This is a genomic window from Streptomyces sp. NPDC059455, assembly GCF_042750115.1.
Lineage (GTDB): Bacteria > Actinomycetota > Actinomycetes > Streptomycetales > Streptomycetaceae > Streptomyces > Streptomyces endocoffeicus.
Window position 1 is genome coordinate 41,576 of the sequence record NZ_JBHYVB010000027.1, and the last position, 14,723, is coordinate 56,298.

The following is a 14,723-nucleotide window of genomic DNA, read 5'->3' on the forward strand; positions in this document are numbered from 1 at the left end:
ATGAAGGGTTCCGACGGCACCTCGCCGACCACGACGGACGCGCCGATCGCGGTCGTCGGACTGTCCTGCCGCCTCCCCGGAGCACCCGACCCCGCCACCTTCCGGCAACTGCTCCGCGACGGCGCCGACGCCATCACGGAGGCCCCGGAGGGACGGTGGGACGGGGACACTGGTGCCCCCCGGAGGGGCGGATTCCTGGACCGGGACCGGATCGACCACTTCGACGCCGCCTTCTTCGGCATCTCGCCACGCGAGGCCGCGGCCATGGACCCCCAGCAGCGACTGACCATGGAACTGACGTGGGAGGCCCTCGAAGACGCCGGAATCGTTCCGGACCGGCTCCGCGACAGCCGCACCGGCGTGTACATCGGTGTGATCGCCGACGACTACGCCACCCTGGTCCGGCGGGGCGGCCCGGAGGCCATCGACCGGCACAGTTTCACCGGACTCCACCGCGGCATCATCGCCAACCGCGTCTCCTACCACCTCGGCCTGCGCGGCCCCAGCCTCACCCTCGACGCCGGACAGGCGTCCTCGCTGGCGGCCATCCACCTGGCCTGCGAAAGCATCCGCCGCGGCGAGACATCCATCGCCATCGCCGGCGGCGTCCACCTCAACCTCGCCCCCGAAAGCGGCGTCAGCGCCGCCCGGTTCGGCGGGCTGTCACCGGACGGCGTCACCTACACCTTCGACGCCCGCGCCAACGGTTTCGTACGCGGCGAGGGCGGCGGCGCCGTCGTTCTCAAACCTCTCGCGGACGCCCTCGCCGACGGGGACCCCGTGTACTGCGTCATCCGGGGCAGCGCACTCAACAACGACGGCGGCGGGGACCACCTCACCACCCCCCACCAGGTGGCCCAGGAGGACCTCCTGCGCCGTGCCTACCGGCAGGCCGGAGTCGACCCGGCCCGTGTCCAGTACGTGGAACTCCACGGCACCGGCACGAGGGTCGGCGACCCGATCGAGGCGGTGGCGCTGGGCGCGGTCCTGGGCACGGCACGGCGGCCCGCCGACGCCCCCCTGCTGGTGGGGTCGGCCAAGACCAATGTGGGCCATCTGGAGGGCGCGGCCGGTGTCGTCGGCTTCATCAAGACGGCTCTGGGGCTCAAACACGGTGAGCTCTTCCCCAGCCTCAACTTCCGGACGCCCAACCCGGATATTCCGCTGGATCGGCTGAGGCTGCGGGTGCAGACGGCATCCGAGCCGTGGACCGCGGATGCGGCGGGGACGCGGGAGGCGTTGATCGCCGGGGTGAGCTCGTTCGGAGTGGGCGGGACGAACTGCCATGTGGTGCTCTCCGGGGCCCCGGAGCTTGCGGTGGCTAGGGACGTGGCGGGAGCTGAGGGGACCGGTACTCCGGGCCGAATCCCATGGGTGGTGTCGGGGCGCTCCGAGGCGGCGTTGCGGGCGCAGGCCGGTCGGCTGGCGTCGTACGTGGCGGAACGGGCGGAGCTGTCGGCCGGAGATGTTGGGTTCTCTCTGGCGTCGACGCGTAGTGCGTTTGAGCATCGTGCGGTGGTGTTGGGGTCCGACCGTGCGGCTCTGACCGAGGGCTTGAGCGCGGCGGCTGAGGGTGGCGGCGCTCCGGGGTTGGTGCGGGGTGTGGTTGCGGGTGGCGATGGTCGTGCGGTGCTTGTCTTCCCTGGTCAGGGGTCGCAGTGGGTGGGGATGGCGGTGGGGTTGTTGGAGTTGTCTCCGGTGTTCGCGGAGCGGTTGGGTGAGTGTGCGGCGGCGTTGGGGCCGTTCGTGGAGTGGTCGTTGGTGGATGTGCTCAGCGATGAGGTGGCGTTGGGGCGGGTTGATGTGGTGCAGCCGGTGTTGTGGGCGGTGATGGTGTCGTTGGCTGAGTTGTGGCGTTCGTATGGGGTGGAGCCCGCGGCGGTCGTTGGTCATTCGCAGGGTGAGATCGCGGCGGCGTGTGTGGTGGGTGCGTTGTCGTTGGAGGATGCGGCGCGGGTGGTGGCGTTGCGGAGCAAGGCGCTGCGGGCGTTGTCGGGGCTCGGTGGGATGGTGTCGGTGTCGCTGCCCGTGGACTCGGTGCGGGAGCGGCTGGGTCGGTGGGGTGAGCGGTTGTCGGTGGCGGCGGTGAACGGGCCCTCGGCGGTCGTGGTCTCCGGTGACGCGGACGCGTTGGACGAGCTGCTGGCGGCGTGTGAGGCGGACGAGATCCGGGCGCGCCGCATCCCCGTCGACTACGCCTCGCACTGCGCCCATGTGGAGGAAATCGAGGGCGAGTTGCTGCGGGAGCTCGCGGAAATCGCTCCTCGGTCGTCGTCGGTGCCGTTCTATTCGACGGTGACCGGCGGAGTGCTCGATACGATCGATCTGGATGCCGGGTACTGGTATCGGAATCTGCGGCAGACCGTGCGTTTCGAGGAGACCGTACGCGCCCTGCTGTCGGATGGCCTCCAGGTGTTCATCGAGGCCAGCGCCCATCCCGTACTCACGGTGGGAGTGGAGCAGACCGCCGAGCAGCATGGCTCCGACGTGGCGGCCGTCGGGTCGCTGCGCCGGGACGAGGGTGGCCTGGAGCGCTTCCTGGCCTCCGTGGCCGAGGCGTATGTGGGCGGGGCATCTGTCGACTGGGCGGGGGTGTTCGCGGGGACCGGTGCGCGCCGGGTCGAGCTGCCCACGTATGCCTTCCAGCGCAAGCGGTACTGGCTGGACGTACAGGCCCTGCCGCAGCCGAGCCCGCTCACCGAGGCCGATGCGACCGGCCCCGATGACAGCGCGGACCACACATCGGCGACCGATGCGGCGTCGCTCCTGCGCGCGCGTCTCGCTCCGCTGGACGACGTCCAGCGAGGGGAGATGCTGGCGGACCTGGTACGCGACCAGGTCGCCACCGCGCTGGGGTACGAAGGACGGGAAGCCGTCGATCTCGGCCGGACCTTCAAGGAACTGGGCTTCGATTCGCTCGGCGCCGTCGACTTCCGCAACCGTCTGAACACCACCACCGGACTGCGACTGTCGACCACGCTGCTGTTCGACCACCCCACACCCCGCGCCCTCGTACGCCATCTGCGGGACAGGCTTCTGGGTGACGACGGGCGCGAGGACATCGCGTCGGTGCCGGTCGGCATGGCTTCGGACGAGCCCATCGCGATCGTGGCCATGAGCTGCCGCTACCCCGGTGGTGTGCGGTCGCCCGAGGAGCTGTGGCAGCTGATCGCCTCCGGTGGCGACGCCATCGGGGCCTTCCCGGCGGACCGGGGCTGGGATCTGTCCGGGCTGTATGACGCCGACCCCGGACGAGCCGGGACGACGTACACCCGTGAAGGCGGATTCCTCTACGACGCCGGGGACTTCGATGCCTCCTTCTTCGGGATCTCGCCGCGCGAGGCGCTGGCGATGGACCCGCAGCAGCGGCTCTTGCTGGAGACCTCCTGGGAGGTCTTCGAACGCGCGGGCATCGACCCGGCCGGGCGGGAGAAGAGCCGGACCGGTGTCTTCGTGGGCGCGATGTCCCAGGATTACGGCCCGCGGATGCACGACGCCTCGGACGAGTTGCAGGGATACCTGCTGACCGGCAACACCGTCAGTGCCGCTTCCGGCCGTATCTCCTACGCCATGGGCTTCGAGGGCCCGGCGATGACGGTGGACACCGCCTGCTCGTCCTCCTTGGTAGCACTGCATCTGGCGGTCCAGTCGCTGCGCCAGGGCGAGTGCGCGCTCGCCCTCGCCGGTGGTGTGACGGTGATGCCTACGCCGGGGCTGTTCGTGGAGTTCAGCAGGCAGCAGGGACTGGCTCCGGACGGTCGGTGCAAGCCGTTCGCGTCGGCGGCGGACGGCACGGGCTGGGCCGAGGGCGCCGGGATGCTGCTGCTGGAGCGGCTGTCGGACGCACGGCGGAACGGCCACCAGGTGCTCGCGGTGGTTCGGGGCAGCGCGGTCAACCAGGACGGTGCGTCAAACGGCCTGACCGCGCCGAACGGACCCTCCCAACAGCGCGTTATCCGGGCGGCGTTGGCGAACGCCGGACTTTCGCCCGCCGACGTGGACGCGGTCGAAGCGCACGGCACGGGCACGGCCCTGGGCGACCCGATCGAGGCCGAGGCGCTGCTCGCGACCTACGGGCGGGAACGGAGCGCCGAGGACCGGCCGCTGTGGCTGGGATCGGTGAAGTCGAACATCGGTCATACGCAGGCGGCGGCGGGTGTCGCGGGCGTGATGAAGATGGTGCTGGCGATGCGGCACGGGGTGCTCCCCAAGTCGCTGCACGTCGATGAGCCGTCGCCGCATGTGGATTGGTCGGCGGGCGCGGTGCAGCTGCTGACGGATGCGGTGGTGTGGCCGGAGATGGGCCGGTCGTGGCGTGCGGGTGTGTCGTCGTTCGGCATCAGCGGAACAAACGCCCATGTCATCGTGGAGCAGGCTCCCGCAGAGGTGAGTGTTGCCGAGCCGGTGGACGAGGGGCGGGAGGCCCCGACATCGGTGCCGTGGGTGGTGTCGGCGAAGTCCGAGGGTGCGCTGCGGGCGCAGGCGGAGCGATTGCTGTCGGCGGTGCGTGGGGAGCTGGACGCTGAGGCGTCGGCCGTGGATGTGGCCTCGTCGCTGGTGACCACGCGCTCGGTGTTCGAGCATCGGGCGGTGGTGCTCGCCGGTGACCGTGAGGGGTTTGCGGCCGGGCTGCGGGCGCTGGTGGATGGTGTGCCGACGGCTGGTGTGGTGCGGGGTTCGGTGGTGCCGGGGAAGCTGGCGGTGTTGTTCTCGGGGCAGGGGAGTCAGCGGGTCGGGATGGGTCGGGAGTTGTATGAGGTGTTCCCGGTCTTCGCGGACGCGTTTGATCAGGTGTGTGCGCTGTTCGATGGGGTGTTGGAGTGTTCGCTGCGGGATGTGGTGTTCGGGGATGTGCCGGGGCTGGATGAGACCGGGTTTGCTCAGTGTGGGTTGTTTGCGGTGGAGGTGGGTCTGTTCCGGTTGGTGGAGTCGTGGGGTGTGCGACCCGACTTCGTAGCAGGGCATTCGATTGGTGAGCTGGTGGCGGCGCATGTGGCGGGGGTGTTGTCGCTTGCGGATGCGTGTGTGTTGGTGGCGGCTCGTGGGCGGTTGATGCAGGGGTTGCCCTCGGGTGGGGTGATGGTGTCGGTGCGGGCGGCTGAGGCGGATGTGCTTCGGTTGCTGGTCGGTCGTGAGGCTGGGGTGAGTGTGGCGGCGGTCAATGGGCCGCGTTCGACCGTGATTTCCGGTGCTGAGGCGGCGCTTGCGGAGGTCGTCGGGCTGCTGGAGGCTGAGGGCGTCAAGACGAAGCGGCTGCGGGTTTCGCATGCGTTCCATTCGCCGTTGATGGAGCCGATGCTGGCGGAGTTCCGGCAGGTGGCCGAGGGGCTGTCGTACGCGCCTCCGCGTATCCCCGTCGTGTCGAACGTGACGGGTCTGGTGGCGGATGCCGAGGCGCTGTGCTCCACCGAGTACTGGGTGCGGCACGTCCGTGAGGCCGTGCGGTTCGCGGACGGGGTGCGGAGTCTGGCGGATGCGGGGGTCACCACCTTCCTGGAGCTGGGTCCGGACGGGGTGCTGTCCGGGATGGGGCAGGAGTGCGTCTCCGACGCGGTCTTCGCGTCGGTGCTGCGCGATGGCCGGGCCGAGATCCCTTCGCTGCAGGAGGCGCTCGCCGAGATCTATGTACGGGGGCGGCAGGTCGACTGGTCAGCCCTGTTGGCACCGGCCCGCCCCCGCCGCGTCGAGTTGCCGACGTATGCGTTCCAGCGGGAGCGCTTCTGGCTGGAGCCGGTCCGTACTGGCACGGCCCCGGCGCTGACGCAGGTGGCCGATCGCCGGCGCTATCGGGTGTCGTGGTCGCCCGTTTCGGACGTGGTGGGCGCTGCGCTGACGGGCACGTGGCTGGTGGCGGTCCCGGCGGGGCTGGCCGGGGACGAGTGGGTCGCGGACTGTGTGGCGGCGTTGGCTGGGCGTGGTGCCCTGCCTGTCGTGGTCGAACTGGGGCAGGACGACGCCGACCGCGCGGTGATGGCGGACCGGCTGCGCCGGGCCCTGGAGGAGGCCGAAGTCTCTGACGCCGCGGGCGTGGTGTCGCTGCTGGCGCTGGCAGAGGGGCGGCACGGTGAGTACGGGTCGGTGCCGTTGGGCCTGGTGCTGACGTTGTCCCTGCTCCAGGGGGTCGGGGATGCGGGTGTGGGTGGCCGTGTGTGGTGTGTGACGCGGGGTGCGGTGGCGGTGGGCGGTTCGGAGAGTCCGTTGAGTGTGGAGCAGGCGGCGGTGTGGGGGCTGGGCCGGGTCGCCGGGCTGGAGGCGCCGGAGCGCTGGGGCGGCCTGGTCGACCTGCCCGAGGTAGGGGATGCGCGGGTGGCGGACCGGCTGGTGGGCGTGGTGAGCGGTCGCGCGGGCGAGACCGAGGCGGCGGTGCGGGCCTCGGGTGTGTTCGGCCGCCGTGTGGCGCGTGCGGTCGAGGGTGCACATGGTGTGGAGGGCTGGGAGCCGTCGGGCACTGTGCTGGTGACCGGTGGTACGGGTGCGTTGGGTGCTCATGTGGCGCGGTGGCTGGCGCGTTCGGGTGCGGAGCATCTGCTGTTGGTGTCGCGTCGTGGTCCTGGGGCTGAGGGTGCGGATGAGCTCTGCGCCGAGCTCAGGGAGATCGGTACTCGGGTGACGGTTGCGGCGTGTGATGTGGGTGACCGGGGTGCGCTGGCCGGGGTGTTGGCCCGGGTGCCGGAGGAGTTCCCGCTGACGGCTGTGGTGCATGCGGCGGGTGTGCTGGATGACGGTGTGCTGGACGGGCTGTCGGTGGAGCGGTTCGAGGGTGTGTTGCGGGCGAAGTCCGAGGCGGCGTGGCATCTGCACGAGCTGACACGCGAGCTGGAGCTTTCGGCGTTTGTGCTGTTCTCCTCGTTCTCGGGGACGGTGGGTGCGGCTGGGCAGGCGAACTACGCGGCGGCGAACGCGATTTTGGACGCGTTGGCGGAGTGGCGGCGCGGTGCGGGGCTCGCGGCCACCTCGGTGGCCTGGGGCCCCTGGGCCGCCCATGGCATGGCAGAGGCCGTCGCCGACCGGTGGCGGCGCCACGGCCTCCCCGCGATGGACCCCGAGTCGACCGTCGCCGCCCTGGAGCAGAGCGTCAACCATCCGGCGGCAGCGGCTCTGATCGTCGCCGACGTTGAGTGGGACACCCTGGCCGGGACGATGGCGGACACCCGTTCGCGCCGCCTTCTGCACGACCTCATGGCCCACGGCTCACCCGACACCGCCAACGAGGCCACGACCACTGATGAGTCGCTTCGGCGCCGACTCGCCGGGCTGGGGACGGCGGAACAAGACCGTGTCCTCCTGGAGTTCGTGCGGTCCCATGTGGCAGCCGTCCTGGGACACCGCCGCCCCGAGGCCATCGACGCCGACCGGGCCTTCAAGGAACTGGGTTTCGACTCCCTCGCGGCGGTGACCCTGCGCAACCGGCTGAACACGGCCACCGGGCTCAGCCTGCCGAGCACCCTGCTCTTCGACCACCCCACCGTGACGGCGCTGGTCAAACTGGTGCGTACCGAGGTGCTGGGGCTGCGGAACGGCGCGGACGCCGCGTTGCCCGTCGCCGTGGCCACCGACGACGAGCCCATCGCCATTGTGGCCATGAGCTGCCGCTTCCCCGGCGAGGTGCGGACACCGGAAGACCTCTGGCAGCTGCTGATCGCCGGGCGCGAGGTGCTGACCGAGTTCCCCGCCGACCGCGGATGGGACCTGGACACGCTCTACGGGCCGGACCCGGACGAGCACGGCAAGAGCTATGTCCACGAGGGCGGATTCCTCAGGGGAGCAGGCGACTTCGACCCGAAGTTCTTCGGCATCTCGCCGCGTGAGGCGGTGGCGATGGACCCGCAGCAGCGGCTGCTGCTGGAGACGTCGTGGGAGGCGTTCGAGCGGGCGGGGATCGATCCCACGCTGCTCCGGGGCAGCCAGACCGGGGTCTTCGTGGGCAGCAACGGCCAGGACTACGCAACCAGCCTGCGCCAGGCGGCAGCGGAGCATGTCGAGGGCCACTTGGTCACCAGCAGTGCCGCCAGCGTCGTCTCCGGCCGTATCTCCTACACCTTCGGCTTCGAGGGCCCGGCGGTCACGGTGGACACGGCCTGTTCGTCGTCGCTGGTCGCCCTGCATCTGGCGGCGCAGTCCCTGCGCCAGGGCGAATGCTCGCTCGCCCTCGCCGGCGGTGTCACCATCATGTCCACCCCCGAGCTCTTCGTGGAGTTCAGCCGACAGCGCGGTCTGGCGGCCGACGGTCGGTGCAAGGCGTTCGCGGCGGCCGCGGACGGCACGGGCTGGGGCGAGGGTGTGGGCTTGCTGCTGTTGGAGCGGCTGTCGGACGCGCGGCGCAACGGCCATCAGGTGCTGGCGGTGGTACGCGGTTCCGCCGTCAACCAGGACGGCGCGAGCAACGGCCTCACCGCGCCGAGCGGCCCGTCGCAGCAGCGGGTGATCCGCGCCGCCCTGGCGAACGCCCGGCTGTCGGCCGCCGACGTCGATACCGTCGAGGCGCACGGCACGGGTACGACGCTGGGCGACCCGATCGAGGCACAGGCGCTGCTGGCCACGTACGGACAGGAGCGGCCCGACGAGCGGCCGCTGTGGCTCGGCTCGATCAAGTCCAACATCGGCCACACCCAGGCCGCGGCCGGTGTGGCCGGGGTCATCAAGTCGGTGCTGGCCATGCGCCACGGCCTGCTTCCGCAGACCCTGCACATCGATGAGCCATCACCGCACGTGGACTGGTCCGCGGGCGCGGTGGAGCTTCTGACCGCCCCGATGGCATGGCCCGAGACCGGTCGGCCCCGTCGGGCGGGCATCTCTTCCTTCGGCGTGAGCGGCACCAACGCCCATGTGATCCTGGAGCAGGGGCCGGTGGAGTCCGGCGCCGCCACGGACGCCACCTCTGAACCGAGCAGTGTGGTGCCGTGGGTGGTATCGGCGCGGTCCGGGGCGGGACTCCAGGATCAGGCCGCGCGCTTGCTGCCGAGGGTGGGTGAGGGGGCCGGTCCGGCGTCCGTGGATATCGGGCTGTCGCTGGTCACCACACGTGCGGTGTTCGAGCGGCGGGCGGTGGTGCTGGGCGGTGACCGTACCGCGCTCGTCAGCGGCTTGACCGCGCTGGCCGAGGGGCGCGAGGCCACGGGTGTGGTGCGCGGGGCGGCTACCGGCTCCTCGGACCGCGTCGCCCTTGTCTTCCCTGGTCAGGGGTCGCAGTGGGTGGGGATGGCGGCGGGGTTGTTGGAGTCGTCTCCGGTGTTTGCGGAGCGGTTGGGTGAGTGTGCGGCGGCGTTGGCGCCGTTCGTGGAGTGGTCGCTGGGTGATGTGCTGGGTGATGAGGTGGCGTTGGGGCGGGTTGATGTGGTGCAGCCGGTGTTGTGGGCGGTGATGGTGTCGTTGGCTGAGTTGTGGCGTTCGTATGGTGTCGAGCCTGCGGCGGTCGTTGGTCATTCGCAGGGTGAGATCGCGGCGGCGTGTGTGGCGGGTGCGTTGTCGTTGGAGGATGCGGCGCGGGTGGTGGCGTTGCGGAGCAAGGCGCTGCGGGCGTTGTCGGGGCTCGGTGGGATGGTGTCGGTGTCGCTGCCTGTGGAGGCCGTGCGGGAGCGGCTGGGCCGGTGGGGTGAGCGGTTGTCGGTGGCGGCGGTGAACGGGCCCTCGGCGGTCGTGGTCTCCGGGGACGCGGACGCGCTGGACGAGCTGCTGGCGGCGTGCGAGGCGGATGATATCCGGGCGCGTCGCATTCCCGTGGACTACGCCTCGCACTGCGCTCATGTCGAGGCCATCGAGGACGAGCTTCGTCAGGCCCTCGCGGGGATCGCTCCACGCCCGTCGTCGGTGCCGTTCTACTCCACGGTCACGGCAGGTGTGCTGGACACCCAGGAACTGGACGCCGGGTACTGGTACCGCAATCTGCGTCAGACGGTGCGCTTCGACGAGACCGTCCGCGCCCTGCTCGCCGACGGCTTCGATACGTTCATTGAGGCCAGCGCCCACCCCGTCCTGACGATGGGCGTGGAGCAGACGGCCCAGGACCACGGCACACATATCACCGCCGTTGGATCCCTGCGCCGTGACGAAGGCGGTCTCGACCGATTCGTCACCTCCCTGGCCGAGGCCTACGTGGGCGGCGCGGCCGTCGACTGGGCGGGGATGTTCGCGGGCACGGGCGCGCGGCGGGTCGATCTGCCGACGTACGCCTTCCAGCACCAGCGCTACTGGGTCGAGCCCTCGGCCGTGGCGGGCGATGTGTCCTCTGCCGGACTGACCTCCGCCGACCACCCCCTCCTCGGCGCGGCGACCACGCTGCCCGACTCGGACGGGTGGTTGCTGACGGGGCGCCTCTCGCTCCGTACGCATCCCTGGCTCGCCGAACACACCGTGCTCGGCCGGGCCCTGTTGCCCGCGTCCGCGTTCGTCGAGTTGGCGCTGCGAGCTGGTGACGCGGCCGGATGCGATCGCGTGGAGGAGCTGACGCTGGAGGCGCCTCTGGTGCTTCCCGAACAGGGCGCCGTGCAGATCCAGTTGACCGTCGGCGGGCCCGAGGAGGACGGCGGACGTCCCGTACGGGTGTACGCACGGCCGGAGGACACCGCGGAACGGCCGTGGACCCGGTATGCCTCGGGAACGCTGGTCCTCAGCGAGGCCCACGGTGAGGTCCACAGCGAAGCCCACAGCCACGCCACCGACCCGAATCCGGTCGCTGACCTCAGCATATGGCCGCCGACCGGCGCGTCGGCCGTCGATATGACCGGCTTCTACGAGCGGTTGGCCGACGCGGGCGTGGCGTACGGTCCCGTCTTCCGCGGCGTTCGCGCGGTATGGCGCCGCGGTGACGAGCTCTTCGCCGAAGTGGTGCTGCCGGAGGAAGCCCGTGGTGAGGTGCCCCGGTTCGGCATTCACCCGGCCCTGCTGGACACCGCCTTGCAGACGGGCCTGGCGCCCCTCTCGGGCAATGTGGACGGCATCCGCCTGCCGTTCCTCTGGAGCGGTGTGTCATTGCACGCGACCGGAGCGTCGATGCTCCGCGTACGGCTGACCCGCAAGGGCACCGACACCCTGTCCGCGCTGGTCGCTGACCCGGCCGGAACACCCGTGGCCACGGTGGACGCGCTGGTGGCGCGGCCGGTGACGGAGGAGCAGTTCGCGGCCGCGACAGCGGAGCCCGGCGGCGGCCGACCGGAACGGGCCACCATGGCCCGCCGCGCACTGGCCCAGACGGTGCCCACAGCGGAGGAGGCGTCGCTACGGCAGCGCCTGCGCCGGGTGGGCGACACGGAGCGGGAGCGGATGCTGCTGCGCATGGTCCAGGACCAGGCCGCCACCGTCCTCGGCCACAGCACACCGGACGCGGTCGAACCGGAGATCTCCTTCAAGGAGCACGGTTTCGACTCCCTCACTGCGGTGGAGCTGCGGAACCGGCTGAACGCGGCCACCGGCGAGCGGCTGCCCGCCACGGTCGTCTTCGACTACCCGACCCCCGCCACGCTCGCGGAATACCTCCGCGCGGAACTGCTCGGCCTCCGGGAGGGCGATGCTCTCTCGGCACCCGCGCCCGCCACCCGGGCCGAGCCGGACGACGATCCGATCGCCATCGTCTCCATGGGGTGCCGTCTGCCCGGCGGTGTCCGGTCCCCGGAGGAGCTGTGGGACCTGCTGGCCGAGGGCCGTGACGCGATATCCGGCTTCCCCGAAGACCGTGGCTGGGAGCTCGACGGGCTCTACGACGCCGACCCCGACGTCCCCGGGAAGACCTACACGCGCCACGGTGGCTTCGTCGACGGCGCGGGTGAATTCGACGCGGCGTTCTTCGGCATCTCGCCGCGTGAGGCGGTGGCGATGGACCCGCAGCACCGACTGCTGCTGGAGACATCTTGGGAGACCTTCGAGCGCGCGGGCATCGACCCGGCCTCCCTGCGCGGCAGCCAGACCGGTGTGTTCGTGGGCGCCGGATCACATGGATACGGCGCGGGTCCGATCCGGCCGTCGAGCGGTGTCGAGGGCTATCTGCTCACCGGCAACGCCCTCAGCGTCACCTCCGGGCGGCTCGCCTATGCGTTCGGCTTCGAAGGGCCGGCCGTCGCTGTCGACACGGCGTGCTCGTCGTCGCTGGTGGCGCTGCACCTGGCCGCGCAGTCGCTGCGGCAGGGCGAGTGCTCCCTGGCCCTGGCCGGTGGCACCGCCATCATGTCCACCCCCTGGACGTTCGTCGGCTTCAGCCGCCAGCGGGGGCTGGCCCCGGACGGGCGCTGCAAGCCCTTCTCCGCCGCCGCCGATGGCTTCGGCCCGGCGGAGGGCGTCGGTGTGCTGCTGCTGGAGCGCCTGTCGGACGCCCGCCGGAACGGACACCGTGTGCTTGCCCTCGTGCGGGGCACCGCCATCAACCAGGACGGTGCGAGCAACGGCCTCACCGCACCCAACGGCCCCTCGCAACAGCGGGTGATCCGCGCGGCGTTGAAGAACGCCGGGCTGTCGGCGGCCGAGGTGGACGCGGTCGAGGCACATGGCACCGGCACCCCGCTGGGCGACCCCATCGAGGCACAGGCCCTGCTCGCCACGTACGGCAGGGGCCGCCCCGAAGAACGGCCGCTACTGCTGGGCTCGGTGAAGTCGAACATCGGGCATACGCAGGCGACGGCGGGTGTGGCCGGTGTGATCAAGATGGTGCTCGGCATGCGGCACGGCGTGCTGCCGCGCACCCTGCACGTGGATGAGACATCGCCGCATGTGGACTGGTCCGAGGGCGGGTTGCGCCTGCTGACGGACGAGATGCCCTGGCCGGAGACGGGACGGCCACGCCGCGCCGCGGTCTCCTCCTTCGGGATGAGCGGAACCAACGCCCACGCCGTGCTGGAAGCGGCCCCGCTCGACGAGCTCCCCGGCCATGGTGTCGATGACGACACCCCGGCCGAGGAACTGCCGGAGATCACGCCCTGGGTGATCTCCGGACGGTCGGAAACCGCGGTGGAGGCGCAGGCGGAGCGGCTGCTGGCGCATGTGCGCGAGCACGGAGAGGTTTCGCCCGCCGATGTCGGGCTGTCGTTGGCGACCACGCGCAGTGTGTTCGAACACCGCGCGGTGGTGCTGGCGGGCGACGGGGATGGTCTCGTCGACGGCCTGGGCACGTTGGCCGAGGGGAATGTGTCGCCTGGTGTGGTACGGGGGGTGGCGACGGCCCGGGACCATGCGGTGCTTGTCTTCCCTGGTCAGGGGTCTCAGTGGGTGGGGATGGCGGCGGGGTTGCTGGAGTCTTCGCCGGTGTTCGCGGAGCGGATGGGTGAGTGTGCGGCGGCGTTGGGGCCGTTCGTGGACTGGTCGTTGGTGGATGTACTCAGCGATGAGGTGGCGTTGGAGCGGGTGGATGTGGTGCAGCCGGTGTTGTGGGCGGTGATGGTGTCGTTGGCTGAGGTGTGGCGTTCGTATGGGGTGGAGCCTGCGGCGGTCGTTGGTCATTCGCAGGGTGAGATCGCGGCGGCGTGTGTGGCGGGTGCGTTGTCGTTGGATGACGCGGCGCGGGTGGTGGCGTTGCGGAGCAAGGCGCTGCGGGCGTTGTCGGGGCGTGGCGGGATGGTGTCGGTGTCGCTGCCCGTGGAGGTCGTACGGGAGCGGCTGGGCCGGTGGGGTGAGCGGTTGTCGGTGGCGGCGGTGAACGGGCCCTCGGCGGTCGTGGTCTCCGGTGACGCCGACGCGTTGGATGAGCTGCTGGCCGTTTGCGAGGGCGAGGGGATTCGGGCGCGGCGCGTTCCGGTGGATTACGCCTCCCACTGCGCTCACGTTGAGGCGATCGAGGACGAACTTCGGCGAGCCCTCGCGGGGATCAGCCCCCGGCCTTCGTCGGTGCCGTTCTATTCGACGGTGACCGGCGGGGTGCTGGATACGGCCGGTCTGGACGCCGGGTACTGGTACCGGAATCTGCGTCAGACGGTGCGTTTCGACGAGACCGTACGCGTCCTGCTGGCCGACGGTTTCCAGGTGTTCATCGAGGCCAGTGCCCACCCCGTCCTGACGATGGGTGTGGAGCAGACGGCCGAGGACCACGGGACCCGTGTCACCGCGGTCGGTTCGCTGCGCCGTGAGGAAGGCGGCCTGGAGCGCTTCCTGACCTCCCTGGCCGGGGCCTACGTGGGCGGCGCGTCCGTCAACTGGGCAGGGCTCTTCGCGGGAACGGGCGCGGAGCGCGTCGATCTGCCGACGTATGCCTTCCAGCGCACCCACTTCTGGCTGGAGTCCGATGCCATCGAGACCACTGGCGATGTGGCGTCGGTGGGGTTGGACTCGGCCGGGCATCCGTTGTTGGGGGCCGCCGTGCCGCTGCCCGACTCGGACGGTTTCCTGCTGACCGGTCGGCTGTCGCTCCGTACGCATCCCTGGCTTGCCGACCATGCGGTGCTGGGCCGGGTCATCCTGCCCGGTACGGCGTTTGTCGAGTTGGCGTCGCGGGCCGGTGACGCGGTGGGTTGCGATCGGTTGGAGGAGCTGACGCTGGAAGCGCCTTTGGTGCTGCCCGAGGCGGGGGCGGTCCAGGTGCAGCTGGTGGTGAGCGGGCCCGGGCAGGATGGGCAGCGCGAGTTCAGCGTGTATTCCCGCCGCGACGGCACGCCGAACGCGTCGTGGACGTGCCATGCGAAGGGCATGCTGGCCCTCAACTCCACCGCCATGGACAAGACGACGAGCCCGGCGGACCTGAAGGCATGGCCACCGGCGGGCGCGGAAGCGGTCGACACCGCGGGCTTCTACGAGGATGTGGCGGCCAC

At 70.9% G+C, this 14,723-nt stretch carries 1 protein-coding gene (cut by a window edge); it reads left to right on the forward strand.

Going from position 1 to position 14,723, the window contains the following annotated elements:
• Positions 1-14,723, forward strand: partial view of a type I polyketide synthase gene (locus ACFXB5_RS12710; protein ID WP_385206141.1) — the 5' end (the start) only. 22,936 nt of this gene lie beyond the right edge of the window; 14,723 of the gene's 37,659 nt are visible here — the first part of the coding sequence; its start codon is at positions 1-3; the stop codon falls past the right edge of the window.